The 26,994-nt window shown below is 70.5% G+C and carries 26 protein-coding genes; 13 read left to right on the forward strand and 13 right to left on the reverse strand.

From position 1 onward, the window contains the following. Positions 1 to 11: 11 nt before the first annotated feature. Entirely contained in the window at positions 12 to 521 is a 510-nt protein-coding gene (locus ACFXJ8_RS20205; protein WP_379645468.1) for a flavin reductase family protein, read from the forward strand. A gap of 25 nt (positions 522 to 546) precedes the next feature. Here ACFXJ8_RS20205 and ACFXJ8_RS20210 read toward each other — a convergent pair whose 3' ends face one another. Both ACFXJ8_RS20210 and ACFXJ8_RS20215 read right to left on the reverse strand, forming a co-directional pair. After that, a complete protein-coding gene (locus ACFXJ8_RS20210; protein ID WP_379645442.1) occupies positions 547 to 1,371 on the reverse strand; it encodes an isocitrate lyase/phosphoenolpyruvate mutase family protein in 825 nt (274 codons plus the stop codon). A gap of 61 nt (positions 1,372 to 1,432) precedes the next feature. After that, a complete protein-coding gene (locus tag ACFXJ8_RS20215; protein WP_379645443.1) occupies positions 1,433 to 3,313 on the reverse strand; it encodes a hypothetical protein in 1,881 nt (626 codons plus the stop codon). Positions 3,314 to 3,454: 141 nt separating this feature from the next. Between ACFXJ8_RS20215 and ACFXJ8_RS20220 the strand changes: the two genes are divergently transcribed. Further along, positions 3,455 to 4,045 carry an exonuclease gene (locus tag ACFXJ8_RS20220; protein ID WP_379645444.1) on the forward strand — a complete coding sequence of 197 codons (591 nt, stop codon included), beginning with the start codon at positions 3,455 to 3,457 and terminating at the stop codon, positions 4,043 to 4,045. A gap of 214 nt (positions 4,046 to 4,259) precedes the next feature. Here the strand turns inward: ACFXJ8_RS20220 and ACFXJ8_RS20225 are convergent, their stop codons facing one another. Then, complete coding sequence (locus tag ACFXJ8_RS20225) at positions 4,260 to 5,366, reverse strand: aldo/keto reductase (RefSeq protein WP_379645445.1); 1,107 nt, start codon at positions 5,364 to 5,366, stop codon at positions 4,260 to 4,262. Positions 5,367 to 5,527: 161 nt separating this feature from the next. On the opposite strand from ACFXJ8_RS20225, the gene ACFXJ8_RS20230 reads away from it, so the two are divergent. Further along, the gene (locus ACFXJ8_RS20230; RefSeq protein ID WP_379645446.1) at positions 5,528 to 5,956 is read left to right on the forward strand and encodes an organic hydroperoxide resistance protein; all 429 of its coding nucleotides are present in this window, start codon (positions 5,528 to 5,530) and stop codon (positions 5,954 to 5,956) included. 89 nt (positions 5,957 to 6,045) lie between these two features. On the opposite strand, the gene ACFXJ8_RS20235 is transcribed toward ACFXJ8_RS20230, so the two are convergent. Continuing rightward, on the reverse strand, positions 6,046 to 6,657 hold the full coding sequence (locus tag ACFXJ8_RS20235; RefSeq protein ID WP_379645447.1) for a TetR/AcrR family transcriptional regulator: 612 nt from the start codon (positions 6,655 to 6,657) through the stop codon (positions 6,046 to 6,048). 82 nt (positions 6,658 to 6,739) lie between these two features. Between ACFXJ8_RS20235 and ACFXJ8_RS20240 the strand changes: the two genes are divergently transcribed. Further along, on the forward strand, positions 6,740 to 7,435 hold the full coding sequence (locus ACFXJ8_RS20240; protein ID WP_379645448.1) for an alpha/beta hydrolase: 696 nt from the start codon (positions 6,740 to 6,742) through the stop codon (positions 7,433 to 7,435). 368 nt (positions 7,436 to 7,803) lie between these two features. Here the strand turns inward: ACFXJ8_RS20240 and ACFXJ8_RS20245 are convergent, their stop codons facing one another. Both ACFXJ8_RS20245 and ACFXJ8_RS20250 read right to left on the reverse strand, forming a co-directional pair. Further along, a complete protein-coding gene (locus ACFXJ8_RS20245) occupies positions 7,804 to 7,998 on the reverse strand; it encodes a hypothetical protein (RefSeq protein WP_379645449.1) in 195 nt (64 codons plus the stop codon). A 76-nt stretch (positions 7,999 to 8,074) separates the two neighbouring features. Beyond that, complete coding sequence (locus ACFXJ8_RS20250) at positions 8,075 to 9,682, reverse strand: tannase/feruloyl esterase family alpha/beta hydrolase (RefSeq protein ID WP_379645450.1); 1,608 nt, start codon at positions 9,680 to 9,682, stop codon at positions 8,075 to 8,077. 228 nt (positions 9,683 to 9,910) lie between these two features. Here ACFXJ8_RS20250 and ACFXJ8_RS20255 point away from each other — a divergent pair, with 228 nt between their 5' ends. The 4 genes from ACFXJ8_RS20255 (at position 9,911) to ACFXJ8_RS20270 (ending at position 17,616) form a co-directional block, all read left to right on the forward strand. Beyond that, positions 9,911 to 12,637, forward strand: coding sequence for an ATP-binding protein (locus ACFXJ8_RS20255; protein ID WP_379645451.1), 2,727 nt, complete (start codon positions 9,911 to 9,913; stop codon positions 12,635 to 12,637). A gap of 80 nt (positions 12,638 to 12,717) precedes the next feature. Then, entirely contained in the window at positions 12,718 to 15,126 is a 2,409-nt protein-coding gene (locus ACFXJ8_RS20260) for a BTAD domain-containing putative transcriptional regulator (protein WP_379645452.1), read from the forward strand. A 1-nt stretch (position 15,127) separates the two neighbouring features. After that, complete coding sequence (locus ACFXJ8_RS20265; protein WP_379645453.1) at positions 15,128 to 15,685, forward strand: CGNR zinc finger domain-containing protein; 558 nt, start codon at positions 15,128 to 15,130, stop codon at positions 15,683 to 15,685. A 191-nt stretch (positions 15,686 to 15,876) separates the two neighbouring features. Beyond that, complete coding sequence (locus ACFXJ8_RS20270) at positions 15,877 to 17,616, forward strand: ABC-F family ATP-binding cassette domain-containing protein (RefSeq protein WP_379645454.1); 1,740 nt, start codon at positions 15,877 to 15,879, stop codon at positions 17,614 to 17,616. A 119-nt stretch (positions 17,617 to 17,735) separates the two neighbouring features. Here the strand turns inward: ACFXJ8_RS20270 and ACFXJ8_RS20275 are convergent, their stop codons facing one another. From ACFXJ8_RS20275 to ACFXJ8_RS20295, 5 genes are all read right to left on the reverse strand, one after another. After that, positions 17,736 to 18,191, reverse strand: coding sequence for a GNAT family N-acetyltransferase (locus ACFXJ8_RS20275; RefSeq protein ID WP_379645455.1), 456 nt, complete (start codon positions 18,189 to 18,191; stop codon positions 17,736 to 17,738). Between the two features lie 85 nt (positions 18,192 to 18,276). After that, positions 18,277 to 19,782, reverse strand: coding sequence for a tripartite tricarboxylate transporter permease (locus ACFXJ8_RS20280; protein ID WP_379645456.1), 1,506 nt, complete (start codon positions 19,780 to 19,782; stop codon positions 18,277 to 18,279). A gap of 1 nt (position 19,783) precedes the next feature. Then, the gene (locus ACFXJ8_RS20285; protein ID WP_379645457.1) at positions 19,784 to 20,245 is read right to left on the reverse strand and encodes a tripartite tricarboxylate transporter TctB family protein; all 462 of its coding nucleotides are present in this window, start codon (positions 20,243 to 20,245) and stop codon (positions 19,784 to 19,786) included. Between the two features lies 1 nt (position 20,246). Further along, complete coding sequence (locus tag ACFXJ8_RS20290) at positions 20,247 to 21,284, reverse strand: tripartite tricarboxylate transporter substrate-binding protein (protein WP_379645458.1); 1,038 nt, start codon at positions 21,282 to 21,284, stop codon at positions 20,247 to 20,249. Positions 21,285 to 21,502: 218 nt separating this feature from the next. Continuing rightward, complete coding sequence (locus ACFXJ8_RS20295) at positions 21,503 to 21,742, reverse strand: hypothetical protein (protein ID WP_379645459.1); 240 nt, start codon at positions 21,740 to 21,742, stop codon at positions 21,503 to 21,505. Between the two features lie 108 nt (positions 21,743 to 21,850). On the opposite strand from ACFXJ8_RS20295, the gene ACFXJ8_RS20300 reads away from it, so the two are divergent. The 4 genes from ACFXJ8_RS20300 to ACFXJ8_RS20315 all read left to right on the forward strand — a co-directional run bounded on the left by ACFXJ8_RS20300 (position 21,851) and on the right by ACFXJ8_RS20315 (position 23,619). After that, positions 21,851 to 22,192, forward strand: a complete 342-nt coding sequence (locus ACFXJ8_RS20300; protein WP_379645460.1) for an ArsR/SmtB family transcription factor — start codon at positions 21,851 to 21,853, stop codon at positions 22,190 to 22,192. Then, a complete protein-coding gene (locus tag ACFXJ8_RS20305; RefSeq protein WP_379645461.1) occupies positions 22,185 to 22,778 on the forward strand; it encodes a TIGR03086 family metal-binding protein in 594 nt (197 codons plus the stop codon). The genes ACFXJ8_RS20300 and ACFXJ8_RS20305 overlap by 8 nt, the downstream gene beginning before the upstream one ends. Continuing rightward, complete coding sequence (locus ACFXJ8_RS20310; protein ID WP_379645462.1) at positions 22,775 to 23,251, forward strand: SRPBCC family protein; 477 nt, start codon at positions 22,775 to 22,777, stop codon at positions 23,249 to 23,251. Before ACFXJ8_RS20305 ends, ACFXJ8_RS20310 begins: the two co-directional genes overlap by 4 nt. A 170-nt stretch (positions 23,252 to 23,421) precedes the next feature. Beyond that, entirely contained in the window at positions 23,422 to 23,619 is a 198-nt protein-coding gene (locus ACFXJ8_RS20315; RefSeq protein WP_379645469.1) for a response regulator transcription factor, read from the forward strand. 189 nt (positions 23,620 to 23,808) lie between these two features. Here ACFXJ8_RS20315 and ACFXJ8_RS20320 read toward each other — a convergent pair whose 3' ends face one another. Next, the gene (locus tag ACFXJ8_RS20320; protein ID WP_379645463.1) at positions 23,809 to 24,711 is read right to left on the reverse strand and encodes a LysR family transcriptional regulator; all 903 of its coding nucleotides are present in this window, start codon (positions 24,709 to 24,711) and stop codon (positions 23,809 to 23,811) included. 137 nt (positions 24,712 to 24,848) lie between these two features. Between ACFXJ8_RS20320 and ACFXJ8_RS20325 the strand changes: the two genes are divergently transcribed. Further along, positions 24,849 to 26,285 carry an MFS transporter gene (locus tag ACFXJ8_RS20325; protein WP_379645464.1) on the forward strand — a complete coding sequence of 479 codons (1,437 nt, stop codon included), beginning with the start codon at positions 24,849 to 24,851 and terminating at the stop codon, positions 26,283 to 26,285. A 21-nt stretch (positions 26,286 to 26,306) separates the two neighbouring features. Here the strand turns inward: ACFXJ8_RS20325 and ACFXJ8_RS20330 are convergent, their stop codons facing one another. Next, on the reverse strand, positions 26,307 to 26,561 hold the full coding sequence (locus tag ACFXJ8_RS20330) for an AzlD domain-containing protein (protein WP_379645465.1): 255 nt from the start codon (positions 26,559 to 26,561) through the stop codon (positions 26,307 to 26,309). Positions 26,562 to 26,994 lie beyond the last annotated feature (433 nt).

Genomic DNA, 26,994 nt, shown 5'->3' on the forward strand with positions numbered 1-26,994 from the left:
CCGACCGCTCCCTGCCCGACCGCTCCCTGCCCGACCGCTCCGTGGACGGCGACCGGTTCAGGCGGGCGCTGGCCGTCCACGCCTCGGGCGTCGTGGTGATCACCGCGCAGAACGGGGGAGTGCCGGTCGGGCTGACGGCCACCTCGTTCACGTCGGTGAGCCTCGACCCGCCGCTCGTGTCGTTCTACGTGGACAGGGCCTCCACCACCTGGCCGTGGCTGGCGACGGCCGACCACTTCGCGGTCAACGTGCTGACCAGCGACCAGTCGGAGCTCGCGGTACGGTTCGCCCGCAAGGGCATCGACAAGTTCGCCGAACCGACCAGGTGGCGGCCGGGAGAGCTGGGGGCGCCGTTGCTGTCGGACGTCTCCGCGCACCTGATCTGCCTGCCGTACGAGAGGGTGGACGTGGGCGACCACGTCCTGGTCGTGGGCCTGGTGGCGGAGGCCGAGGTCCACCATCCGGGGCGGCCGCTGCTGTACCACCAGGGCGGCTTCGGCCGCTTCACCGCCCACCCGTGATGCGCCCGGCCCCCGGGTTCGCTCCCTATGGGCGGCCGCTCAGCAGGGCGTTCACCTCGGAATAGGCCAGCTCGTCGGCCACCGCCGCATAGGTGCCCGTGCTGTACAGCTCGACCGCCGCCCGCCTGGCCACGGCATAGGCCGCCTGGGCGACGGCGGAACCCAGGCTGATCCTGGCCACCCCGCACCCGGCCAGCGCCGCCACGTCGGGTGCGCCGGGACCCACGAGCACGTTCACCGGCACGCCCGCCTTCTCCACCACCGTCGTGATCGCTCGCAGGTCGAGCAGCCCCGGCACGAAGACGCCGTCGGCCCCCGCCTCGACGTACGCGGCGACGCGCTCCAGCGTCTCGCCCAGGTCGGCCGAGCCGCCCAGGTAGGTGTCGACGCGGGCGTTGACGAACAGCGGGATCCCCGCCTCGTCCGCCGCCGCGCGGGCGGCCGCCAGCCGTACCACCTGGTCCTCGACCGGCCGCAGCGGAGAGGGGCCGCCGTGGTGGGCGTCCTCCAGGTTGACCCCCACGGCGCCCGCCTCCAGCACGCCGCGCACCGTCCGCCCGACGCCCTCGGGATCGTCGGCGAAGCCGCTCTCGATGTCGGCGGTGACCGGAACGTCCACGGCCGCCGCCACCCGGGCGATCAGGCCGAGGGCGAGGTCGGCTCCCAGCCGGTCCCCGTCGGCGGCGCCCAGGCTCCAGGCCACCCCGGCGCTGGTGGTGGCGACGGCGGGCGCGCCCGCGGCCTCGACGATGCGCGCGCTGGCCGCGTCCCACGCGTTGGCGAGCAGCAGCGGGCTGCCGGGGACGTGTAGCGAACGGAACAACAGCGCCTTGTCATGAAGTGTCGTCATGGGGAGAGTCAACCAGGCTGGATGTCAGGCCGTCTGGCGGGTTTCAGACATCATCCCCGGCTCAGGAACGATGGGCGGCCCCGGCGTCTTCGCCACCAGGGGCGACCCCCGCGTCCTGGGCACCGGGGGCGGCTCCCGCGTCCTGGTCACCGGCCACCCCCTGACCCGGCACACGGCCTGCGCCCTGGGGCTCCCCGGACCCGGCGGCCGGTGGGATCTCCTGCGCGTTCCCCGCGTCCGTGCCCTGGGGCTCCGTTGGTCCGGTGGCCGGTGGGATCTCCTGCGCGTTCCCCGCGTCCGTGCCCTGGGGCTCCCCGGACCCGGTGGCCGGTGGGATCTCCTGCGCGTTCCCCGCGTCCGTGCCCTGGGGCTCCGTTGGTCCGGTGGCCGGTGGGATCTCCTGCGCGTTCCCCGCGTACGCGTCCTGGGGCTCCGTTGGTCCGGTGGCCGGTGGGGCCTGCTGTGCGTTCCCCGCGTCCGCGACCTGTTCGGTCGGCGTCTCCGCTGCATCGGGCTGCCCAGGCGTGAGGTCCGGGCCCGCTTCTCCGGCATCCGAGCGCCCCGGCTTGCGCTCGCCTTCCGGCTCGCGGTTGTCTTCCGGCCCGCCTCGGCTCCCCGGCACGCGGGCGATGAGGTCATCGTGGTGGCCGCGCCGATAGCCCTCGCCGTGTTCGCGTGGCTCTCGTGGCTCTCGGGGCGGAAGTGGCCGATCACGATCCCGGCCCGGCTGATGGCCGTACGTCGCCTCGATCGTGAACGGGCCCGCCGGGCGGCTGGGCGGGCTCGCCCGGCGACCCCCGGGGGAGGACGCCGCCGCACCGCCGGCCGTAGGCGCGCCCATGGGCATGCCGACCGGCGGCATGAAGTAGCCGAAACCCCCGGTGGCCGCCCGCTCGCCGTCGTGCGCGGCCTCCGCGCGCTGCTGCTCGAAGTCGAGCTCCAGGAACCCCCAGTAGGCGCTGTCGTCGCCGAGCCCGTCCTCCCCGTGCCGGCCCAGCGCCCCCGAGCCGCCGACGATGCCGGGCAGCAGGGTCTCGATCTCCGAGGGCAGCATGCTGTGCGCGGTGGCGAGCCGGCCGTTCAGCTCCCGCAGGAAGTCGCGGGCCCGGTCGTGCACGCCCCCCGAGGGCAGCAGCACGTCGTCGAACTCCCAGTCGCCGAGCCCGACGGCGCTCTCGAAATCCAGCTGGTACTGCTGGAGCATCCCGGCGAGCCAGGTGATCGTCTCGCCGGTCTGCCCGCTCGCGTGGGCCAGGGCTCCACCGGCGGCGTGGACCTTGCGCATGCCTTCGAGGGCGTGCTCGGAGGTCTGTCCCGTCCAGGCACTCGCCAGCTCGCGGGCCTGGCCCTCGACGGTTCCCTGGAACTCGGTGAACCATGCCGCGAGGTCGGCGCAGAGCGTTCCCTGGGCGGCGAGCCGCATCGGATCGACGGATTCGAGGCACTGCTTGACGTACGACACGTCGTATCCGGAGACGTCCTCGTCCTGCCACGGCTGCTTGGTCTCGACGATCGTGTGGCGCAGCCCCATGCCGTTGACCGACCGGTCCAGCAGCGCGCTGTTCACGTCGAGCAGTTCGACGGCCCTGTCGTAGTTCACTCCGGTGGCGAACAGCAGGCCGCCGAGGTCACTGTAACTGTGGCGGATGTCCATGGCGCCCCGCTTGAGCGCTCCGTCGATCGTGATGAGCGCCGTCCGTACGGCCTGCAGCGACGCCCACCACGACCATTCGGTGAAGTCGTCCAGCAGGAGCCAGCCGAAGCGGGCCGGAAGCCCGCCGAGCCCGCCCTCGCCGCCGAGCTCCAGATACTGCTGGGCCTCCGCGTCCGGTTCCGCCTGCATCGCGGCGCCGATCGCCTTCAGCCGAGCGCGGTCGACTTCGACGTCGATCTGCGGACCCGGCCACTCGGGGGACGGCTCGCGTGCGTACCACGGCGGCATGGGGGTGCCTCCACTGCGACGGGGGTCGATCGCCTCTATACATACATGTTAGGCATCGGCGTGACAAAGGTGTCAAGATCGTGAAAATTAGGTGTGTGCGGGGGTGATGCGCACACCCCGCCCCGACCACGAAACGAGACCATGGCCAAGCCTGACCTGTACTTCTCCGCTGACGTCGAAGCCGACGGGCCGATCCCCGGCCCGTATTCGATGCTGAGCTTCGGGCTGGCCGTCGCCGGCGCCTTCGACGGCACCGCCTTCGAGGCCGCGGACCCGACCAAGGACACCTTCTACGCCGAACTTCAGCCGATCAGCGAGACCTTCGATCCGGAGGCGCTGGCCGTCAGCGGCCTGGACCGGGCCTCGCTGACCCGCCACGGACAGGACCCGGCGGACGCGATGAACGCCGCCGCCGCCTGGATCACCGGCCTCGCCGCCGAAGCCAACGCGACACCGGTGTTCGTGGCCTACCCATTGGGTTACGACTGGATGTGGATGTACTGGTATTTCATGCGGTTCGCGGACAAGGGCTCGCCGTTCGGCCACTCGCGGTGTCTGGACATGAAGACCCTGTACGCGGCCAGGGCGTCCACCCCCATCACCCGTTCGACGAAGCGCAACATGCCGAGCCACCTGCTGTCCGCCAAACCCCACACGCACAATGCCCTGGACGACGCCATCGAGCAGGCCGAGCTGCTGCAGAACCTCATGCGGTGGACCGGCACCGGGTGAACCGGCTCAGCACCACGACCCCGATCGCCACGTCACGTCATGCACGTCGCCGACGACCCGCGACCCCGAGGGCCTTCTCCCAGCCGTCCCGCGCGTACGGCGCGGCGGCCAGGCCCGCCACACCCGTCGCGCGATGGGCGGGCCGCTTTCTCATAAATCAGGCACACCATGATTCGAGATCAGCGAGCGGAGACGGGTGGCCGTAAGACTTCCGTCAGATTTGCTCAGGTGTCCAGTTCTGCACGGCCGGGGCGTACTCGATCGGCTTGTCGCCGACCTTGACGCCAGGACTGACCAGCCAGCTCTGATAGGCGGGCGTGAACATCTGGTAGACCGACTGGGGCGGCACGGCGCTCGCCTCGTCGAGCCGGGCGCGTAGGTCGGCCGGCAGTTCGACGTCGAGTGCGGACAGGTTGGCGTCGAGCTGGTCGGTGCTGCTCGCCCCGATGATCGCCGAGGCGACCCCGGGCTGGGTGGCGACCCAGTTGACCGCTACCTGCGCCATCGTCACTCCGAGCTGGTCGGCGACGCTCTCGAGGGTCGCCAGCAGCCGCCACTCCCGCTCCGTCCATGAGCGTCCGGGCGAGCCCGCGCCGCTGAGCCTGCCGTCCCCTGCCAGGCCCTGGTCGGCAGACCGGTACTTGCCGGTCAGGAAGCCGCCGCCGAGCGGGCTCCACGCGGTGATGCCGAGCCCCAGCGTCTGCCCCATCGCGACGTGCTCCAGTTCGATCGTCCGGTCGATGAGGGAGTACGGCAGTTGCAGGCTGACCACCGGTTCGAGGGAGTGCGCCTCGGCGTAGGTCTGGGCTCGCGCCGCGTACCAGCTGGGCACGTCGGACAGGCCCGCGTAGCGGATCTTCCCGGCCCTGGTGAGGTCGTCGAAGGTTCGCATGACCTCCTCGACGGGAGTGATCCGGTCCCAGGTGTGCAGCAGGAACAGGTCGATGTAGTCGGTGCGCAGGCGGCGCAGTGATGCCTCGACCGCTCGGATCATGTGCTTGCGGCCGTTGCCGCCCGCGTTCGGGTCTCCGGGGTCGACGCTGTTGGTGAACTTGGTGGTGAGCACCACCCTGTCGCGCACCTTGGCTTCCGCGATGAGGTTGCCGAGGATGGTCTCGCTCTCGCCGGCGGTGTAGAAGTCGGCGGTGTCGATGAAGTTCCCGCCGGCTTCGAGGTAGCGACGGAAGATGGGCCGAGCCTCGTCCTCGGTCTTGCCGTACGCGGCGTGGAAGCCGCCGGTTCCGAAGTTCATCGTGCCCAGGGCAAGTCGGCTGACGCGCAGGCCGGAACGTCCGAGCAGGTAGTAGTGGTCAAGAGACATGAGGGTGTCACTCCGTTCGTCATGCGGTCCCTTCACCTTGCGTGGCCAAAAATGGACTGTCAAGTCCAAAGTCACCACCTTGACAGGTGACGATTGATGGGCAAATATCGTCACCAGTTAGACGGGTGACGCCCGTTCGAGCCCATCAGGAAGGAACCGCCATGGCTGCCAGCTACACCGCCGTCGTCACCGTGACAGGAGAGGGCCGCAACGGAGGCCGCGTCGCGGCCGACGACGGTCTCCTCGACACCGCCCTCGCCATTCCCAAGGAGCTGGGCGGAGCCGGTGGAGCCACGAACCCCGAGCAGCTGTTCGCCGCCGGTTGGGCCGCCTGCTTCCTCGGCGCGGTCAGGAGGGCGGCGGCGCAGCGCAAGGTGACGCTGAAGAGCACGAGCATCACGGCCGAGGTGACCCTGAACCACGGCGACGACGGCGAGTTCGGCCTCGGCGCCGTCCTCAACCTCGAGCTGGGCGGCGTCGACGAGCAGACCGCCGAGGAGCTCGGCGCGGCCGCCCACCAGATCTGCCCCTACTCCAAGGCCACCCGCGGCAACATCCCGGTCACCATCCGGGCGACCGTCGCCGCCTGAGATCCCGCCGACGTGTCGCACATCTCGAATCTGCTGAGGGCGTTGTCGGTGGCCGTCCTCGTGCTGGCCGTCGCTCTCGCCTGCTTCGGTCAGGTGTTATGAGTCTGAACAGCGCTGTCGCGCAGGTGGGCGATACCCAGGTCCAGGGCGGCCTCCAGATGCGTGGTCTGTCCGGTGGACATCTGGATCACCACGCCGCCCTGGATGCCGGCGAGCAGGGCCGCCGCCGCGCGGTCTGCGTCGAGGCCTGGGTCGATCTCGCCGGCGTCCTGCATGTGCCGTACGCCGGCGGCGATCTCGGCCTGCCAGCGGCGCATCAGCTCGGTGACCACGGCCTGGGCGGCGGGGGTGCTGCCGCCCAGCTGTGACATGACGGAGTTGAGCGGGCACAGGCGGCCCTGGCGGCGATAGCGGTCGACGACCGTGTCGCGCCACAGCCGCCAGGCGGGCCAGGAGGTGAGGTCGCCGAGCTGGGGTTGCTGGTCCTCCAGCACCCGGTCGGCCTCGTGGCGGGCCACGGCCAGCAGCAGTTCCTCCCGCCCGCCGGGAAAGTAGTGGAACAGCTGGCTCTTGCTCGTCGCCGTCCTGGCCAGGATGTCGTCGAGGGTCGTGGCGGCCACGCCGTACTCGCGAATGTGGGTGGCCGCGCCCTCGAGAATGCGCTGCCGCGTCGCGGCTCCCTTGCGCGTCAGCGACCGCATGACAACCCCTTCAATTGGACCTGTCAGTCCATATTAACCCTGTCTGCGGTTCGTATAGGTCACCCTGGCAACCTGACCAGGTATGGAGAAGAAAGACACCACGACGCTGGTGCTCGTGCACGGTGCCTGGCACGGGCCCTGGTGCTGGGACCGGCTCGTACCCGAGCTGGAGAGCCGCGGTTGGACCACGTCGACGGTCGACCTGCCGAGCACGTCGGGCGATCCGGACATGGGGATGTACGACGACGCGCGGGCGGTGCGGGAGCATCTCGAGACCATCGACAGCCCCGTCACGGTGCTCGCGCACTCCTACGGTGGTGTCCCGGTCACCGAGGTCGCCGAGACCCTTCCGAACGTCAAGCGGCTCGTCTACCTCGCGGCGCACATGCTGGAGGTCGGCGAGGCGGTGATCACGCCCCTCGGAGGCCCGTGGTTCCAGCCGGAAACGACCATCGTGCCGCCCCCGGAACCGGTGCGGGAGGCCTTCTACCACGATGTTCCCGCGGAGTGGGCCGACCAGGCCGTCGCGCAGATCAGGCCACAGAGCGCTCGGGCCTTCACCGACGAGCAGACACGGGCGTCGTGGCGGACCATCCCTTCGGCCCTGATCGTCTGCGACGACGACAGAAGCCTGCCCGAGCTGTTCGTGAAGCGGCAGCTGTCGATAGCCGACGAGGTCCGGCACCTTCCCGGCGGCCATTCCCCCTTCCTGTCCCGGCCGGTCGAGCTCGCTGACACCCTCGACGAGGTCACGCGAACCCTCAAGGCGCTCGACTGAGGACGGCGGGTGCCCTGGCCGCGTTCCGGCCAGGGCGCCCCACGACGGAGACGGTCACGCCAGCAGGTCCGCCAGCCGGTCGACCTGCTCGATGTCATCGGGACCAGCAGCTGAGCATCACCTCGTTCGCGCCGATCTCCCGATACGCGGCGACGGCCTCCCTGATCCGCGTGGCCGTGGTCGCCATCCCCTGCAAGGGCCTGCGCGGCGAGCTCGGGCGCGAACGCGTAGTAGCGCAGCAGCGCCGCCGCGTTCCCCGGGGGAAGCGCCGCCATCGCGGCGAGCATGACCATGGGCTCGGGGTTGTCGTACACGATCCGGTCCGGCTCGCCGATCCTGCCGTACGGCCCGGCATCCGCGCGCCGCGCCTACGCCAGCAGCGCGGCGGGATCGACGAAGGGCACTGCGAGTCGGAGTGTCACCGCTCGGCCCTCCGTGGCGCCGGACAGGACGGCGAGCACGGACGGCCGTGCCACGGCCTCGCACAGCAAGGTCGTGGCACGGCGGTGGAACTCGTGGATGAGGCGGGTCTCGGTGACGGCCACGGCCTCAGTGTCGGACATGCCCGGGAGCGTAGGAGCGGCGGAAAGGGGCCGTGTCTACGAACGATCGGCAGCTGCCTATACCGGGCATATATGTCTAGCGGTGTGCGCAGCGGTAGCTCGCGGCCACCGAGGGGTCACCGTGTCCCCGGTACCGCGAGACCTGCGGGTACGGGCACAGGTCGCGCGTCAGGGTCCTGCCGGAGGCGTCGGTCGCCGTGGCCGCGAGGGTGGCCGGGGCCTTGCCGCGCTCGACCCAGTCGACCAGCGCGCCCAGCGGGTCCTTCGGAGCCGGGCCCGAGCCGCCGCCGCAGTGCTCCACGCCGGGGGCGAGGAACAGGCGGTAGAAGTCGTCGACCCGCTTCGCGCCGCCCATCTCGCGTTCCACCCGCTGGCGGTAGGACAGCGTGCCGCCCGGCGGGATCAGCTGGTCGTCGGTGCCCACATAGGTGAGCAGCTTCCCGCCGGAGCGCCGGAACTCCGAGAGGTCAGGGTCCGACGTGCCGATGACGTCGTCGTACTCCTTCACCGACTGGCGGAACAGCTCGGCGAACTCGCTGTAGGTGATCGTCGAGGTGTCGAACCCCGGCTGCTTCTTCAGGAACGTCTGCACCCAGCCCACGGCCACCGGGAAGCCGGGCGCGGACAACTCGCCGTTCTCGTCGGCCTTCGTTCCGGCCAGCCACCCGGGATCGGCCCCCTTCGGCAGGCCCGCCCACAGCCTCCGGCCGCGCTCATCGGTCGGACCGGCCCAGATCTTGCGCATGACCTTGGCGTTCGCGGCGGTCACGGTGATCTCCTCGCCGTCGCAGACCACCTTCTTGCCCACGAGGGTGCGCGGGTCGTAGCCGCACCTGTCGGGGCGGTCGACGATGCCGTTGGTGACGCCGTCGTGCGGGTCGCAGGCCTTGATCGCGGCCTGCCGGAAGGCGTTGAAGACGCAGGCGCTGGGGAAGTCGCGCTCCTGGTTCATCACGATCTGCGGCCAGAGGGTCGCGACCGCGAACTGCGCCCACTGGACGGCCGGGGCGTTGGCCAGGATGCCGTCGAAGTCGCCGGGGTGGTTCTGGGCCTCGGCGTAGCCCTGGCGCCCTCCGGTCGAGCAGCCGTTCCAGTACGCGTACGAGACCGCCCGGTCGTAGAACTTCCTGGTCACCTCCTTGCCGATCAGCGCCGCCTCGTGCACGGAACGGGTCGCGAAGTTGGTCACCAGCGGCTTGTCGACCGTGCCGTCGGCGGTCAGCGCCCAACTGGTGTCGAGGAAGGTCAGCGGCACCCCGGCGTCGGTCGTCACGCCGCTGTAGCCGTCCTTGACGGCCTGGACCAGCGGCGCGCCGAAGTCACCGGCGGTGTAGGCGCTCCCGCCGACGGCCTGCAGCCGGCCCGTCCACCCGGTCTCCGGCAGCGCCACCGCCACCTTGACGCGGTCGTTCGCGCCGACGTGGGTGAGGGTGACGGTGATCTCGCAGTACGGTGGCACGTCGGTGATGGGAGCCGGAGCCGAGAACGGCGTGGGCGGGAAGGTCACGGTTCCGCCCGCGTGATGCTCGGCCTTCACCGACTCGATCGTCGCGCCCGCCGGAGCGGCGACGGGTATCGACGCACACGTGGGCTTGTCGGCGCCGACCGCGGCGGTCGCCGCCTGTGGGATCAGCGCGGCGAGCGGTACGGCCGCCGCCGCTATCAGCATGGCAATGCGTCTCATCGATGTCCTCTTGGTTATTTTCCGCATTCGAGCCCCGTTGAGCTCGTGAGGGGTCCTCTTCGCGCGGGGGATGCGGGCGCGAAGGCATGGCGCGCCGCCGTGGCGCGAAGTCCGCCCTCCAGATCGCGAAAAACCTAGCTCCGGCGCGCATTCATCTGATGGACAAAGCATTGACGGCCCGGTATACACCGGTCGGTCAGGCCCGCACGGAGGGAGGAGTGCCGCATCATGCCGCTTGTCGGACGGGAAGCCGAGCTGAAGGCCCTGGCCGAGCTCGTCGACGGACCGGGGGAGCGCGGCGGCGTTCTCATCCACGGCGAGATCGGCATCGGGAAGTCCGCGCTCGTGGCGGAGGCCGTCAGCGCGGCGTCGGCCGCGGGCCTGCGCGTGCTGACGACGACGGGCGTGGAGGCCGAGCGGAACCTCGCCTACGCCGGGCTGCACCAGCTGCTGTACCCGGTCAGGGCAGGGGTGGACGCGCTGCCGGCACCGCAGCGAGCGGCCCTGCGGAGCGCGCTGGGCCTCGCCGACGCGACCGAGCCCAGCGCCTACCTCGTTGGCCTGGCCGTACTGACCCTGCTGGCCGAGCTGGCAGCGGAGGCCGCCGCCCGGCCGCTGCTGGTCGTCGCCGAGGACGTGCACTGGCTCGACCGCGCCAGCGCGGACGTCCTGGCCTTCGTGGCGCGCCGGATCGAGTCCGAGCCCATCGTCGTGATCGCGACCCTCAGGGAGGGCGAGTGCTCGCCCGTGCAGGACGCCGGGCTGTCCCCGTTGCCCGTCGATCGGCTCTCCGACGAGGTCGCCGCCGAGCTCCTGGACTCGATCGCACCCCATCTCACCCCGCAGGTCCGGGCGCGGCTGCTCCAGCAGGCGGCGGGCAACCCGCTGGCGCTGACCGAGCTGCCGACCGCCATGGGCGACCTCGATCCGGGTGAACTGCCGATGAGCGATCGCCTTGAGCGCGCGTTCACGGCCCGGGTGGCCGCGCTGCCGGCGCAGGCCCGCACGGCGCTGCTGGTCGCGGCGCTCAACCAGAGCGACGCGCTCGCCGAAACGCTCGCGGCCACCGGCCTGGTCCTGGGATCGACGGCCGAGCCGGAGATCCTCGAACCGGCCGTCGAGGCCCGGCTGATCGAGCTCGCCATCGACGCGGTGACCTTCCGCCACCCCCTGATGCGCTCGGCCATCCCGGGGGCCTCGACGCTCGCCGAACGCCGGCAGGCCCACCTGGCTCTCGTCGAGACGCTGCCCGACCAGCCGGAACGGCGGGCCTGGCATCGGGCCGCCGCGACGGTCGGGGCCGACGAGGACGTGGCGGCCGAACTGGATCGCGCGGCGGAGCGGGCCCTGCGCCGGGGCGGGGTCGCCGCCGCGGTCGCGGCGCTGGAGCAGGCGGCCCGGCTGAGCGACGGGCAGGACCGGAAGGCGGTCAGGCTGCTGCGAGCGGCCGAGCTTGCGGTCGAATCAGGCCGCCGCGACACGGCCGAGCGGCTGGTGCGCGACGCGCGGGCCCTCGACCTCTCGCCGCGCCGGCGCGCCACCGCCGGCTGGTTGCTCAGCGGCTTCGAGGACGGCGTGCGCGAGGACGTCTCTCGCGTCGCGGAGCTGGCCGAGCTGGCCGCGTCGGTCGCCGCCGACGGGCACGTGGAGCAGGCCGTCCGCATCGTGTGGGGCGCGGCCATGCGCTGCTTCTGGTCCGAACCCGGCCAGGACGCCCGCCGTTCGCTGCTGGGCGTGGCCGACCGGCTGCCTCTTCGGGACGACGATCCGCACAGGGTCGCGGTCGCCGCCTATGTCGCGCCGTTCGAGCGCGGGACCGTCGTGATCGACGGGCTGCGCGGCCTGGTCGGCAGCGCGGGAGCCGACCCGGAGGTCGATCGTTATCTGGGCAGCGCCGCGCTGCAGGTCGGGGCGTTCGACCTGGCCGCCCGCCTCTCCGCGGCGGCCGCGCCAGGACTGCGTGCCCAGGGCAGGCTCGGGCTGCTGCCCAGGGCGCTGGCCGTTCAGGCATGGAGCCTGACCCGGCTCGGCGACCTGGCCGCGGCCGTGCCGGTCGCGGCCGAGGCCGCCGCGTTCGCCCTGGAGACCGGCCAGCCGTTCGTCCACGGGCTGGCCGTGGCCGTACAGGCGGAGATCGCCGCGCTGAGAGGCGACCACGAGGCCGCCGAAACACTCGCCGACGAGGCCGAACGGGTCGGGCTCGCCGCGGGTGCCCGGCCGGTCCTGGCCACCGTCCAGCTCACGCGCGGGCTCACGGCGCTGAGCGAGGGGCGTTTCGACGACGCGTTCGGCGCCCTGAGCAGGGTGCTCGATCCCGCGGACCCCGCCTACCAGCTGGCCCTGCGCGCCTACTTCCTCGCCGAGCTCACCGAGGCCGCGGTGCGCGCCGGGCAGGCCGACGCGATGCGGGACGTCCTGCGCGACCTGGAGCCGTTGGCCGCCTCGACACCGTCGCCGGCGTTGCACATCGGGTTGCGTTACGCGCGTGCCGTACTCGCGCCGAAAGAGGAGGCGGAGAAGCTGTTCACGGCCGCGCTGCAGGCGGATCTGACCGGGTGGCCCGCGGAACGCGGGCGCGTCCATCTGGCGTTCGGCGAGTGGCTGCGGCGGCATCGCAGGGCGGTGGAGTCCCGCACGCACCTGCGCACGGCCAGGGAGACGTTCGACGCGCTCGGCATGGCCGCGTGGGGCGAGCGGGCACGGCGGGAGTTGCGCGGCGCGGGGGAGTCGAGCCCGAACCGGGGGCCGGACGCGCGGGAGAAGCTGACCCCGCACGAGCTCGGCATCGCGCTGCTGGCCGCCGAGGGGCTGACGAACAGGGAGATCGGGCAGCGGCTGTACCTGTCGCACCGGACCGTCGGCACCCACCTGCACCGGATCTTCCCCAAGCTGGGGGTGAGCTCCCGGGCCGAGCTCGCGGGGATCCTCGCCCCGCCGAGCGGCTCAGACCGGTGAGGCGCCGGCCGTCCATGACGTACACCCACAGCGTCACGTGACGCTCGCGAGGGCGGCCCGCGCGAACCTACCTTTCAGGCGTGATCGGACAGGTCAGGTTCACCGTGCTCGGGCCGCCCGGCCTGGGTGGCGGTGACACCAGGCTTGACCTCGGCGCGCCGCAGCAGCAGGCCGTCCTGATGCTGCTGCTGGCCAACAGCGGCAGCTTCGTGCGGACCGGGGAGCTGATCGACGGCCTGTGGGGTGAGCAGGCGCCGGCGACCGGTGAAGCCGTCATCAGGACCTACATCTCCCGCATCCGGCGGCTGCTGTCGCGGCACGGACTGGGCTCGGCGATCAGATCCCGGTCCGGCGGCTACATGCTCGACCCCTCGCTGTTCGCGCTGGACGCAGTCGAGTTCGACGAGCTGGTGGAAGCCGCCCGGCAGGAGCGCAGGAATGGTCAGCTCGCCGCGGCCGCCAAGCGGCTGGAGGAGGCGCTCGGCCTCTGGACGGGCACGGCGCTGGCCGGCGTTCCTGGTGAGGCCGCCGAGCGGGAGCGGTTCCGGCTGGAACGACTGAGGCTGATCGCCCACCAGGAGTTGCTGCGGCTGCGCCTGGAGCTGGGGCAGCACGCCGAGGTGGTGGCCGAGGTCCCGCTGCTCATCCAGCAGAACCGGCTCGAAGAGCCGCTCTACGAGATCTACCTCCTGGCCCTGTACCGCAGTGGCAGGCGGGCCGAGGCGCTCGAGGTCTACCGGACGGTCTACGACCTGCTGGGCAAGGAGCTGGGAGTCAGCCCGGGACCCCGGCTGCGGGCGATCCACGAGAAGATCCTGCGGGCCGACCTGGACGAGCTCCCCGCCGAGGAGCCGGAGCGGCGTCCCGATCGGCAGTTCGTCGGCAGGGGCGCGGAGCGCGCCGCCTTCCACGACCTGCTGAACGGCGGTGGCGACAGCCTTCTGTTCGTCCGCGGGTCCGCGGGCATCGGAAAGTCGACGCTGCTGCGCACGTTCGCCGCCGACGCCGCAGCAGCGGGCCGGCGGGTATGGCAGCTCCATGGCTCGGCGGCGCGGGCGCGCTTCGAGGAATGCGCCGACGAGTTCTCCTCCGGCGCGGTACTGCTCGTCGACTCCTTCGAGGAGGCGGGCGAGCTCGAAACGTGGCTGCGCGAGGAGTATCTGCGGCGGTTGCCCGGCGACATGGTCGTCGTGGTGGCGGGCCGGAACGGGCCGAGCGCCGCCTGGCTCACCGACCCGGCCTGGTCGGGGACGATCGTGATCAGGCACCTCGACGCCCTCACCACCGCGGAGTCCGCCGCGCTGCTCGACGCCCGCGGCGTCGACCCCGACCTCCAGCCGTCCATTCTGGACTTCGCCGCCGGGCACCCCTTCGCCCTGTCGCTCGCCGCCGAGGTCGCCAGGAGCAGGTCGGCCACGGGACAGCCGTCGCGGCGCGACGCCGTACGGCATGTGGTCGACGCCGTGCTCGCCCGGCTGGCGGGCAGCGCGCCGACACCCTTGCACCGGTGGGCCCTGCACGTGTGCGCGCACGCCCGCCACACCACCGAAGACCTCCTCAGGGTGGTGCTGCCGGACGGCCAGGCCGCGGAGCTGTTCGACTGGCTCCAGGCACACTCCTGCGTCGAAACGGCCGCCCACGGCCTGGAGATCAACGGAGTGCTGCGCGAAGCCCTCGACCTCCACCTGCGGTGGCGGGACCCCGTCGGCTACGAACGGATGCACCGGCGGATCCGCCGTTACGTCATGGGCGACCTGCTGCGCGACGCCCGCGCACCGCAGGCAACCGTGGCGGTCATGCGGACGATCAGCCATCTGCGCAGGCGGGGCGGGCTCGCGCAGCGGTACGTCTCGATCTTGGGTGAGGGGGACATGCGGGCGTCGGTGGCGACTCCCGCCGACCACGACGAACTGATCGCCATGGCGCGCGAGCACCAGGGCGACGCCGCGTCCGTCCGGTTCTGGCTGGACCGTCAGCCGGGAGCGTTCTCCCTGCTCAGGTGCCGCAACACCGGGCGCCTGCGTGCCTTCATGAGCTGGCTGACCCTGCGCGAGCCGGAGCGGGAGGACCCTGTCGTCGAGGACATCTGGGACGACGTACGCCTGCGGACGGCGCTGCCTCCCGACGCGCACGTCGCGATCGCGCGGCATCTGGTCTGGCCCGCCGCCGAGGCCGAACCGTCGCCCGTCACGGACGTGTTCCAGGCGCGGATGATGCGGGGCTGGCTGCACGAACCGGGGCTGGCGGCCTCGTACCTGGTGGTCGCGAACGGGCCGTTCTGGCGGCCGTGGATGGAGTACCTGGGGCAGCACGAGGTGGCGCGTGTCCGCGCGGACCAGCCGTACACGATCTTCGGCCACGACTGGCTGGCCGACCCGCCGGAGCGATGGCGCGATCGCCACCTGGACGAAGAACTGTGGGCGGACGTTTGGTGTTCCTTGAATGGTGACGACGATTGCCCGGCGTGGCGTCACCTGTCAAGCTGGTGATGTGAAGCATGTGTTTCTGTGCGGAAACCCCGCGCTCGACCTCGCCTGCACGCTCCGTGCCCGCCGTACGGAGCGTTTCGAGACGCTCGACGTCCCCGACCGGCTCGACGCCTGGTACCTGGAGTCCGGCATCGTCGACGCCGTCTCTCCCTGCCAGGAGGCGGATCTGGTGGAGGCGGTGGCCGTACGGGAGGCCATCTACGCGCTGGTCACCGCCCGACTGGCCGGTGCCCGATACGACGACGAGGCGCTCGCCCTGGTGAACGAGACGGCACGCAAGCCCCCCGTGGCGCCCCAGCTCGCGGCCGAGGGGCGGTGGGTCGAGGCGTCCCCGGCGCAGGCGCTGTCCACCGTGGCCAGGCACGCCGTCGAACTGCTCAGCGGGCCCGAGGTGCCGCTGATGAAGGAGTGCGCCAATCCCGAGTGCACCAAGGTCTTCATCGACCGGTCGCGTGGCGGGCGCAGGGAATGGTGCGGCATGGAGTCCTGCGGCAACAAGATCAAGGCGGCGGCCTACCGGGCGCGTAAGAAGGAAGCGCAGTCGGCTGGTAGCGTGTAAACGTTTGTATTCGGAGCTAGGAGACCAGACGTGGCAGGTGACGACGACATCTCCGGGTGATACCGGAGGTCGATCGGCCCCGGCAGGCGCACATGACCGCCGCCGACGAGGCCGTTGTCGTCGTTCCCCGATACCTGTCCCATCGCCGGGCGGCTTCGGCGCTGTCCGGCATCACGTACGAGGTCTCTCGCATGTCCGATGCGTTCATCATCTGCTCCAACCTGTCCTTTTCCTGGCCTGACGACACCCCCGTCTTCAGCGACCTCTCCTTCACCGTGGGCGGCGGCCGTACCGGCCTCGTCGCCCCGAACGGCGCGGGCAAGAGCACACTGCTCAAGCTGATCGCCGGCGAGTACCGGCCCGGCGGCGGCAGCGTGTCCGTCAACGGCGTGCTCGGCTACCTCCCGCAGAGCCTGCCGCTCGCCGGCGACCTGACCGTGGCCGAGGTCCTTGGCATCGCCCCCGTGATCGCCGCGCTCGACGCCATCGAGTCAGGCGACGCGAGCGAGGAACACTTCACCACGATCGGCAACGACTGGGACATCGAGGAACGTACTCGCGCCCAGCTCGACCGGCTCGGGCTCGGCGACCTCGAGTTCGCGCGCACGCTGCGCACGCTCAGCGGCGGCCAGATCGTGTCGCTCGGCCTGGCCGCGCAGCTGCTCAAACGGCCCGACGTCCTGCTGCTCGACGAGCCGACCAACAACCTCGATCTCGACGCCCGCCGCAGGCTCAACACCGTGCTCGGCGACTGGAACGGCAGCCTGCTCGTGGTCAGCCACGACCGGGCCCTGCTCGACCGCATGGACCGCATCGCCGAGCTCGACCGGGGCGAGGTCCGCTACTACGGCGGCGACTTCACCGCCTATGAGGAAGCCGTACGCACCGAGCAGGAGGCCGCCGAACGCACCGTGCGCAGCGCCGAGCAGGAGCTCAAGCGCGAGAAGCGGGAGATGCAGCAGGCCCGCGAGCGGGCCGAGCGCCGGGCGAGCAACGCCGCCCGCAACCTCAAGAACGCCGGCCTGCCGCGGATCTTCGCGGGGAACATGAAGCGCGGCGCGCAGGAGGCGGCCGGACGGGCGGGCCAGACGCACGCCGCGCGCGTCAACGACGCCAAGGCCCGGCTCGACGAGGCCGGACGCGCCCTGCGTGACGACCAGAAGATCACGCTGCACCTGCCGGGCACCAACGTCCCCGCCGGACGCACGGTCTTCCACGGCGAACACCTGCAGGCCCGCGGCCTGTTCGCCGAGCCGGGCATCGACCTGACCATCCGCGGGCCCGAGCGCATCGCGCTGACCGGGCCCAACGGCGTGGGCAAATCCACCCTGCTACGCCTGATCAGCGGCGACCTGGAACCCGACGGCGGCGATGGCGGCTCTGGGCGGGGCGACGACGGTAGTGCCGGGCGGGGAGACGGTGGCACCGGGCGGGGCGATGGCGATACCGGGCGGGGCGATGGCGATACCGGGCGGGCTGGCGGCATCGCCAGGCGGGCCGACGGGCGGATCGCCTACCTGTCGCAGCGGCTGGACCTGCTCGACGTCGAGCGCACCGTGGCCGAGAACCTGGCCGCGTTCGCCCCCGCCATGCCGGAGGCGGAGCGGATGAACCTGCTGGCCCGCTTCCTGTTCCGGGGCGCCCGCGCCCACCTGCCGGTCGGGGTGCTCTCGGGCGGCGAACGGCTGCGCGCCACGCTGGCCTGCGTGCTGTGCGCGGAACCCGCACCCCAGCTCCTGCTGCTCGACGAGCCCACGAACAACCTCGACCTGGTGAGCGTGGGACAGTTGGAGAGCGCGCTCGGCGCGTACGAGGGGGCGTTCGTGGTGGTCAGCCACGACGAACGGTTCCTCGCGGAGATCAAGGTGAACCGCTGGCTGGAGCTGTCCGGAGGCCGACTCCTGGAATTGGGCGGGCCCGCCGGGGAGTGACACGCTGGGCGCGGTGCGAGTGACGCGCTGCCCGCTGAGGGCGGCGCGCGCTCGACGGCGTCCCGCTCACCGCCCCAACCGGCTACCGGGTGCTAGAGCCATGAACACCCGCAGTTTCTTCACGTTCCGAGGGTGCCCGCACTCGGCCGTCGCACCATGTAGACGTCGATCGGATCCTGAGCCTCCACGGTGAACCCGTGACGCTCGTACAGCCGCCGGGCGGCGCTGCCCTGCAGGACGTTCAGGCGGACGAGCTCGCCGTCGGCATCGATCCGCTTCAGCAGTGTCCGTAGGACAGCCGATCCGATCCCCCGGCCCTGGAGGCCCGGAGCGAGGTAGAAATGCTCCAGCCACCGCCCGTCCTCGGCCGGCCGTACTGTGACGCAGCCCGCGAAGGCGCCATCGGCCACGATGACCGATGTGTGCTGCGGGGAGAAGGAATCCCGCAGCCGCTGCCGGACCCGATGCTCGTCGAACCGTCCCAACCGCTCCAGATCCGGACGCAACACCGTTGCTCGCAGCTCGGCGATCGCCTCGACATCCGCCGGCTCTGCGGAACGCAGCGCCCATTCCATGGGACGGCCTGACTCGACGCCCGGCGCCGCCTGGCCCGGTCGCATCCGGTCCGTCCTCGCACTCGTATCCATGGTTGGAGTATCTCTACTCCTCCTCCGTGAACACGATCTCGCGCCGCTTGCGGATCGTGGGGAGTGCAGCGACGACGAGCGCTGCCACGGCCAGGGTCAGGAGCACCGCGGAGATCGGCCGGGTCAGGAAGACCGAAGCGTCGCCGCGGGAGATGATGAGCGCCCGCCGCAGGTTCTCCTCAAGCAAAGGCCCGAGGACGAAACCGAGCAGCAGCGGCGCCGGCTCGCAGCCGCACTTGATCAGGATGTAGCCCAGGATCCCGAAGAAGACGATCGCGTAGACGTCGTACGCGTTGAACCCCAGGGAGTAGGTGCCGATCGCGGCGAACAGGATGATCATCGGGAACAGCACCTGGTACGGGATGCGCAGCATGCGCACCCAGACGCCGATCAGCGGCAGGTTCAACAGCACGAGCAGCACGTTGCCGATCCACATCGACGCGATCAGGCCCCAGAACAGCGCCGGTTCGTCGGTGATGACGTTCGGGCCAGGGGTTATGCCGTGGACGATGAACGCGCCGACCATCAGTGCCATGACCGGGTGGGCGGGCAGTCCCAGGGTGAGCAGCGGGATGAACGACGTCTGTGCGGCGGCGTTGTTCGCCGACTCGGGGCCCGCGACGCCCTCGATCGCGCCGCGCCCGAACTCCTGCGGCCGCTTCGAGGTCCGCTTCTCGACGGCGTACGAGGTGAACGCGGCCAGCACGTGGCCACCGCCGGGCAGGACGCCGAGCGCCGCGCCGAGACCGGTACCCCGCAGGATCGGGCCGACGATCCGGCGCCGGTCCTCGCGAGTCGGCCAGAGGTTCTTCACCTTGCTGACGACCGCCGTGCGGGTCTGCTCGTTCTCCAGGTTGCGCAGGATCTCGGCCACCCCGAACATGCCGACGGCGACCGACACGAAGTCGAAGCCGCCGTACAGCTCGCGCTGGTCGAACACGAACCGGGGCGTGCCGGTGTAGATGTCCTGGCCGACCGTGCCGAGCAGAACGCCGAGCGCGATCATCGCCAGCGCCTTGAGCGCCGAGCCACGCGCCAGCGCGATCGACACGATCAGGCCGAGCAGTACCAGCGAGAAGTATTCGGCCGGGCCGAACTTCAACGCGATGCGGGCCAGCGGTGGAGCCGCGACGGCCAGTGCGACGGTGGCCACCGTACCCCCGATGAAGGACCCGACCGCGGCGACTGCCAGCGCCGCGCCGGCCCGGCCCTGCCGGGCCATCTCGTGCCCGTCCAGCGCGGTGACCGCCGCCGACGACTCACCGGGCAGGTTGATCAGGATGGCGGTCGTGGAGCCGCCGTACTGCGCGCCGTAATAGATGCCGGCCAGCATGATCAGCGCCGTCACCGGCTCGAAGTTGAACGTGATCGGCAGCAGCATCGCCACCGTCGCCGTCGGCCCGATGCCGGGCAGCACGCCGACCGCCGTCCCGAGCAGCACTCCCACGAAGCAGTAGAGGACGTTCTGGACGAGGAAGGCCGTCGAGAAGCCCAGCGCGAGGTTGTCGAGAAGGTCCATGTCAGAACCCCAGCCACGGGCCCCAGAGTGGGATCCGCAGTTGAAGTCCGACGACGAAGATGAGCGTGCTGGCCGCGGTCAGCCCGGCGGCCACGGCCACGGCCGCGAGCGGCCGTACGCGCGAGCTGGCCAGTGTGGTGAGCAGGGCGGTCACCGCCGACGTCGGTACGAATCCGAGGCCCCGGACGGTGAATCCGAAGAACAGGAGCGCGAGCACGATGAAGACGACCGCACGCCAGGGGATCGGCCCGAACGAGACCACCTCGCCGGCGACGAGTCCCTTGATGACGATAGCCAGGCCCAGAGCCGCCACGATCGCGCCCACCAGCAGCGGGAAGGCGCCGGGGCCCATCCGCAATGGGGTGCCCAGCTCGTAGCCGAGCGACCCCACCACGAACGCGCCACCGATCAGGACGAAGATTCCCCCGGCGAGGACGTCGGGGAAGGACCGGCGGCGCTCCACCTCAGGAAACCTTGACGCCGGCGTCGGCGATGACCTTTGACCAGGTGCCGAGCTGCTCTTGGAGCTTGGCCCGGTGCGCCTGCGGGGTCGCGTCCTCGGCCGGGACCGGCGCGGTGCCGAGCTTGGCCATCTGGTCGATGACCTTCTGGTCGGCCAGCGCCACCTTCAGCGCCTCGGACAGCTTCTGGACGACCTCCTGCGGCGTGCCGGCCGGGACATAGAGGGCGTGCCACACGCTGACCTGGAGCTTGGGCAGCCCGGCCTCGGTCGTGGTGGGCAGATCGGGCAGGCTCTTTACCCGCTCCGGCGTGGTGACCGCGTACGCCTTCACCTCACCCGCGGAGATCTGGCCGCTGGTGTTGGTCGTCTGGTCGCACATGAAGTCGACCTGGCCGCCGACGAGGTCGGTCAGTGCGGGGCCGGTGCCTTCGTACGGGACCTCCTGGAGCTTGACACCGGCGGCGGTCTGGAACAGCAGGCCGCACAGATGGGACGCGGCGCCGATGCCGGCGTTGGCCAGCGTGACCTTGTTGGCGTTCGCCTTCACGTAGGTCACGAGGTCCTGAAGCGTCGCGGGCGGGAAGTCCTTGCGGGCCACGATCGTCATCGGCACCTCGGTGACGAGCCCGACCATCTCGAAGCTCTCGAGCGGCTTGTAGCCCAGATCCTTGTACAGGGCGGGCGCCGTCGACATGCCGATGTGGTGCATGAGCACGGTGTAGCCGTCGGGCTTGGCCCGCGCGACCTCGCCGGCGCCGACCGTGCCGCCCGCGCCCTCGACGTTCTGGACGACGATCTTGGTGCCGAGCTTGGCGGCCATCGGGTCGGCGATCATGCGGGTGACGGTGTCCGTCGGGCCGCCCGCGCTGAACGGCACGACGACTGTGATGTTCTGGTCCGGGTAGCCTCCGGCTTCACCTCCGCCGGTGGCGCCTGCGCCGGTGGTTCCTCCGTTGCCGGAACAGGCGGCGACGAGCGAAACGACGCCGATCACGGCGATCATCCGCGCGGCGGCCCGGTACCTGCTGGTCGGTCTCATATCGCGGCCTCCTCGTCAGCGCATGCGCATGTGTCGGTGAGTGCTCGACCTCAGTCTCGGCTGAAAGTGACGCGGATGGTGTCAGAGTAACCCCCGGATGGTCGATCCGGGCCGGGCAATCCGCCGGTATGCGTCGACCTGGCGCAGGCGGGCTTCGCGGTTCACCACATCGCTACCGCCATCGCCGTGACAGCGTCGGTACTCACCCGGCAGGAGAGTTACATCAGGCGCCGGATTTCGCCGTAGGCCCGGTAGAACCCGCCACGACCCGACGGACGCACGCCCTCCACGATGTAGCGTGCGCCCGCTTCCCTGATGTCCCTGGGGAACTGGACGTTCCACTCCTCGTAACCGGGGCTGGCCACCCGTACCCGCAGCCGGTCGCCCTCTCGCAGGCATAGGCCGTCGAGTACTCCTGAGAAGTACGGCATGCGGCGGCGATACGCGGTGGTCGACATCTTGAAGTGCTCGCGGGGAACCCCGCCCTACTTGGGGCAGGTTGGCGCACGCGACCTGGTCGCCGCCTGGGATTGACATACCAGGTAGTTATATTAACAATCGGTTATGTGAGTGTGGATGCCCTTGACGCCACCTTCGCCGCCCTCGCCGATCCGACGCGCCGCGCGATCCTGGCCCGGCTCAAGGCCGGCGAGGCCACGGTGACGGAGCTGGCGGCGCCGTTCGACATGACGCAGCCAGCGATCTCCAAACATCTCAAGGTCCTGGAGCGCGCCGGGCTCATCTCCCGTGGCCGGGACAGGCAACGACGGCCCTGCCGGCTGGAGGCCGCCGCGCTCAAAGAGGCCACCGACTGGCTGGAGGGCTACCGGAGCTTCTGGGCGGACCGCTATCACAACCTCGACACCCTCCTGGGCGAGCTCAAGGAAGAGGACACCCGTCATGAGTGAGACAGCCGACCGCTACCAGCGGCGAGCCGACGCGTTCGAGCGCAAGGTCGTGGCCGTACGCCCAGACCAGTGGGCGAACCCATCCCCCTGTGCGAAGTGGACGGCCAGGCAGGTGGTGCAGCACATCGTCGACATGCACGCCGTCATGCTGCACCCTCTCGGCCGCTCCCTCAGCCCCGCGCCATCGCTGGACGAGGACCCGGTGGCCGCGTTCCGCGCCGCCCGCGCGGACGTGGAGGCGATCCTGGACGACCCCGCCCTCGCGAGCCGGGAGTGCGACACGCCCACCGGCCGGGTGACTGCGGAGCAGCACATCGACCAGGTCGTCAGTGAAGACCTCCCGCTGCACGGCTGGGACCTCGCCCGCGCGACGGGCCAGGACGACACGATCGACCCCGAAGACATCGAGCGAGCCTGGGCGGGAATGCAGGCGCTCCCCGCCGAACTGGTGGAGAAGTTCCGCACGCCGGGCGCGTTCGGGCCGGACATCGAGGTGTTCGGCCCCGAGGTGAAGGTCGAGGAGGACGCCTCCCCGCAGGACAAACTGCTCGCCTTCATCGGCCGGGACCCGCGGTGGCGCCCATGACCGCGGCACTGACCGTCACCACGCCGTCAGACCGCGCCATCGTCATGACACGGTCGTTCAACGCCCCACGTCACCTGATCTTCGCCGCCTGGACCAGGCCAGAGCTGATCAGACGGTGGTACGGCGCGCGCGGGTGGGACATCGTCGAAGCGCGGATCGACCTGCGGGTAGGCGGCGCCTGGCGGTTCGTCTGGCACGGGCCCGACGGAGCGGTCATGGCCTCGGGCGGCGTCTACCGCGAGATCGTCACATACTCCAGGCTGTCCTACACCGAGTCCTTCGACGACCACTGGTATCCGGGCGAAGCGTTGGTCAGCCACGACTTCACCGAGCAGAATGGCACGACGATCCTCACCACGACGCAACTGTTCGCCTCGAAGCAGGTGCGTGACCTGGTAATCGCTTCCCCCATGGAACGCGGGGTCCGCGAGGGATACGAACGGCTCGACGAGATCCTCCTAACCCTTCACTGATACCTGAGCCCGCTTACGGACACCCTGTTGAGCACGACCTCGAGGGGGAGAGGGAGCAGGACATCGATCAGCACTCGAACGCGGCCGTCGCGCCGCGCCTGCGCACCAGGCTTATCGGCACGTTCGTCCGCGCCTCGCGTCCGAAGGCGCTGCCCGCCGAGCTGTCCGGGCTGACCGGCAGGGAGCGGGAGATCCGCGTGCTGATCGCCCGAGGCCGCTCGAACCCGGAGATCGCCGCCGACCTGTCCGTCTCCCCGTCGACCGTCAAGAACCACGTGACGTACCTGTTCTCCAAGATCGGCGTCAGGGACCAGGCGCAGGCCGTGATCGTCGCGTACGAGGCGGCATTGATCGAGCCTGGGGCGTAGGAGCTCGGATGCTCGCCGGCGAGGGAGAGATCAGCCGCATATCGCCGAATCACAGCCAGGTGAAGCCGAAGAACACGAGCAGTGCGAAATTTCCCCCAGGAGCACTCGTGCAGGAGTGGCGCGATGGAGGAGTGCCCGGTTGCGGGCTGCGGGGGAGGAGCACCTCAACCGGGTCACCTTTTCAAGCCATCAGCCCTGCCCGTCGAAGCGACACACGTCGAGCACGCAGTCGCGCAGCCACCGATGGGCCGGGTCCGCGTCGAGCCGGACGTGCCACAGCAACGACACCGTCACCTCCGGAGTGCGGAAGGGCAGCTCGAACGTGCACATCCCCTGCCGCAGGTTCTCGGTGTGACGCTCCGGAACCGTGGCGACCAAGTCCGAGGCCTTCGCCAGAGCCAACGCGGCGCTGAAGCCGTCCACTACCGTCACGATCTCCCGTCCGCCGCCCGCCGGGCGAAGAGCCTCGTCCACCAGCCCCTCGGTCAGACCGCGCCGCGAGACGTGCACGTGTCGCGAGGAGGTGAACCGGGCCGTCGTCATCTTCCCGGTGCTCAGGGGGTGCTCGCTCCGCACCACCCCGACGAACCGGTCGGTGAACAGGGGCTTGCTCAGCACGTCCGGAGCCAGTGCGTGCTCGATGACGCCCGTCTCCAGGTCAACACCGCCGTCTCGCAGGGGACCTGCGTCCTTCTTGGTCTTCTGCAGGAACCGCAGCCGCACGCCAGGGGCCTGCCTGCCGACCTTGGCCATCAACGCGGGTCCGAACCTCTCGACGAATCCGTCGCTGGTGCGCAACGCGAAAGTCCTCTCCAGCGTCGCCAGGTCCAGCTTCTCGACCGGCCGCAACACCTCTACGGCCTCCTGGACCAGGCCGCGCACGCGGTCGCGCAGTTCCAAGGCCCGGGGTGTGGGCACCAGTCCTCGGCCGGCCCGCACCAGCAGCGGGTCACCCGTGGCTCGCCGCAACCGCGCGAGCGCGCGACTCATCGCGGACGGACTGAGCGCAAGTCGTTCTCCCGCCCTCGTCACGCTGCCCTCATCGAGCAGGACGTCCAGCGTGACCAGCAAGTTCAAATCGGGTCTTGCCATGCGCACACCTTCTCACACCTCGGCAGGGACATGGCGTCCCATGCACATGTGGCTTCACATCATTGCGTCTTCCGCCAGGTCGAAACGGGACCTACGTTCGTTGCGAACCCCCTCGACTCCAGGGAAAGGCCATCATCTTGAGATCAGCGACCCCTCCCGGCATCGAGCCTCAGCAGACATCGCCCGCGCACCGTCCATCACCGGCCTGGGTTCTCACCGCACTGTCGCTGTCCATGCTGCTGCCCTCGCTTGGCACCAGCATCGCCAACGTCGGCCTGCCGAACATGGCGGTGGCCTTCGACGCCGCGTTCAACGAGGTCCAGTGGGTCGTGATCGCCTACCTTCTGGCCATCACGACACTGATCGTCGGAGTGGGCCGACTCGGCGACCTCGCCGGCCGACGTCGCCTCCTGCTGACCGGCATCGCCGTGTTCACCCTCGCGACGCTGCTGTGCGCTCTGGCCCCGAACGTTCCCCTCTTGGTCGCCGCCAGGGCGCTCCAGGGAGTCGGCGCCGCGTGCATGATGGCGCTGACCATGGCCTTCGTCGGCGAGACGGTACCCAAGGATCGCACCGGCAGCGTCATGGGGCTGCTCGGGACGATGTCGGCGGTCGGCACCGCGCTGGGGCCCTCCCTCGGCGGGGTCCTGATCGCGGTCTTCGGCTGGCGTGCGATCTTCCTCGCCGGCGTGCCGCTCGGCCTTCTCGCGCTCGCGCTTACCTTCCGGGTGCTGCCCGACTCGGCACCAGCCGCCGCCTCCGCAAGGCGGCGGTTCGACACTGTGGGTACGGCGCTGCTGGCGATCACCCTGGGCGCCTACGCGTTGGCCATGACGATCGAAGGGAACTCGTTCGGCCGCCTCGCCATCGGACTGCTCGTCGCCTCGGGGGCAGGGCTGGCCCTGTTCGTCATCACCGAGAGAAGGGTCTCGTCCCCGCTGCTCACCCTCTCGATGTTCCGCGACCCCGTCCTGGCCGGTGGTCTGACGACGAGCGCCCTGGTATCGGCCGTCATGATGGCCACTCTCGTCGTGGGCCCTTTCCACCTGGCCCTGGCACTCGGCCTCGGCCCGGCCTTCGTCGGCCTGGCGATGTCGGCCGGCCCGGCGGTGTCCGCTCTCGCCGGCGTCCCGGCAGGCCGCGCCACCGATCGTTTCGGAGCCGAGACGATGGTGGTCGTCGGGCTGTGCGGCATCATCGGCGGCACCATCATGCTCTCCCTGATACCCATCGCGGCCGGTGTCATCGGGTACGTCCTGCCGCTGGTCGCCGTCACTGCCGGCTACGCGCTGTTCCAGGCGGCCAACAACACGGCGGTCATGAAGGACGCCTTGCCGACGCAGCGTGGCCTGGTGTCGGGCATGCTGAATCTCTCCCGCAACCTGGGGCTCATGACCGGCGCATCGGTCATGGGGGCGGTCTTCGCCTTCGCCGCCGGCACGAGTGATGTGACCACAGCCGCGTCAGCGGAGGTGGCCCGAGGAACTCACTGGACCTTCGCCGTCGCGGCCCTTCTCGTGAGCTGCGGTCTGGCCGTGGTTCTGGGGCTTCGGCTCCGTTCTCGCACAAGATGAACGCGGTCGTGTGGAGGATCTTCAGGCCTGCCAGAGGGTCGACAGCACCACATGCAAGGCGGTGGCACCCAGGACGCTGATCACGGCGTTGCGGGTCTTCAGGCGCAGCCCGGTCGCGGCGGCCAGGGCGGTGGGCAGTACGGCGGGCCAGGAGGTGGGGCGGAGGTCGCGCAGGGTGTACAGGGTCAGGATCAGCATGATGCAGACGGGTATCTGCACGGCGAGGTACTGCAGGACGGTCGAGCGGCGCAGCGGACCGTTGGTGACGATTCCCACGCGGCACCCATCCGCCCTGAGCTCGCGGCCAGGCCGTCAAGGACGCAGGGTGCACCGCACCAGGTGGGGCATTCGCCTGCGGTAGGCGGTCGCAGCTTCTCACTCGAGATTGGCGGAGAGAAGCGCTCGCGCACATTGGCGAACAACAGCTCTCGATGGGCATCGCACTGCGGACCAGCTCTCTTTGCCCACTGGAGGCTCGTCAAGCCGTAACCGCGAATGACTAGACGATGGGAGCCGTGTGATCGGAGACGATCAAGCACGGTTCTGAGAGGGCGGTTTGCGAGCTGAAGCCCCCGATGTCACAGTGTGATCGAGTGAATCTGTAGCGTTATGCCTGGCTGGTGGGCGTGGATATGCTGGGATAGCCGGGTGAGTGAGCGCAAGCCGTACGCGAGCGACTTATCCGATGAGCGATGGGCATTGATCGAGC

The sequence above is a fragment of the Nonomuraea sp. NPDC059194 genome, from assembly GCF_042754765.1.
Taxonomy (GTDB): Bacteria; Actinomycetota; Actinomycetes; order Streptosporangiales; family Streptosporangiaceae; genus Nonomuraea.

Excerpts from the sequence above, each read along its gene's own strand:
- ACFXJ8_RS20210 (WP_379645442.1), bottom strand. The coding sequence starts at position 1,371 with ATGACGACACTTCATGACAAGGCGCTGTTGTTCCGTTCGCTACACGTC.
- ACFXJ8_RS20215 (WP_379645443.1), bottom strand. The coding sequence starts at position 3,313 with ATGCCGCCGTGGTACGCACGCGAGCCGTCCCCCGAGTGGCCGGGTCCG.
- ACFXJ8_RS20220 (WP_379645444.1), top strand. The coding sequence starts at position 3,455 with ATGGCCAAGCCTGACCTGTACTTCTCCGCTGACGTCGAAGCCGACGGG.
- ACFXJ8_RS20225 (WP_379645445.1), bottom strand. The coding sequence starts at position 5,366 with ATGTCTCTTGACCACTACTACCTGCTCGGACGTTCCGGCCTGCGCGTC.
- ACFXJ8_RS20230 (WP_379645446.1), top strand. The coding sequence starts at position 5,528 with ATGGCTGCCAGCTACACCGCCGTCGTCACCGTGACAGGAGAGGGCCGC.
- ACFXJ8_RS20235 (WP_379645447.1), bottom strand. The coding sequence starts at position 6,657 with ATGCGGTCGCTGACGCGCAAGGGAGCCGCGACGCGGCAGCGCATTCTC.
- ACFXJ8_RS20240 (WP_379645448.1), top strand. The coding sequence starts at position 6,740 with ATGGAGAAGAAAGACACCACGACGCTGGTGCTCGTGCACGGTGCCTGG.
- ACFXJ8_RS20245 (WP_379645449.1), bottom strand. The coding sequence starts at position 7,998 with ATGTCCGACACTGAGGCCGTGGCCGTCACCGAGACCCGCCTCATCCAC.
- ACFXJ8_RS20250 (WP_379645450.1), bottom strand. The coding sequence starts at position 9,682 with ATGAGACGCATTGCCATGCTGATAGCGGCGGCGGCCGTACCGCTCGCC.
- ACFXJ8_RS20255 (WP_379645451.1), top strand. The coding sequence starts at position 9,911 with ATGCCGCTTGTCGGACGGGAAGCCGAGCTGAAGGCCCTGGCCGAGCTC.
- ACFXJ8_RS20270 (WP_379645454.1), top strand. The coding sequence starts at position 15,877 with ATGTCCGATGCGTTCATCATCTGCTCCAACCTGTCCTTTTCCTGGCCT.
- ACFXJ8_RS20275 (WP_379645455.1), bottom strand. The coding sequence starts at position 18,191 with ATGGAATGGGCGCTGCGTTCCGCAGAGCCGGCGGATGTCGAGGCGATC.
- ACFXJ8_RS20280 (WP_379645456.1), bottom strand. The coding sequence starts at position 19,782 with ATGGACCTTCTCGACAACCTCGCGCTGGGCTTCTCGACGGCCTTCCTC.
- ACFXJ8_RS20290 (WP_379645458.1), bottom strand. The coding sequence starts at position 21,284 with ATGAGACCGACCAGCAGGTACCGGGCCGCCGCGCGGATGATCGCCGTG.
- ACFXJ8_RS20295 (WP_379645459.1), bottom strand. The coding sequence starts at position 21,742 with ATGTCGACCACCGCGTATCGCCGCCGCATGCCGTACTTCTCAGGAGTA.
- ACFXJ8_RS20305 (WP_379645461.1), top strand. The coding sequence starts at position 22,185 with ATGAGTGAGACAGCCGACCGCTACCAGCGGCGAGCCGACGCGTTCGAG.
- ACFXJ8_RS20310 (WP_379645462.1), top strand. The coding sequence starts at position 22,775 with ATGACCGCGGCACTGACCGTCACCACGCCGTCAGACCGCGCCATCGTC.
- ACFXJ8_RS20320 (WP_379645463.1), bottom strand. The coding sequence starts at position 24,711 with ATGGCAAGACCCGATTTGAACTTGCTGGTCACGCTGGACGTCCTGCTC.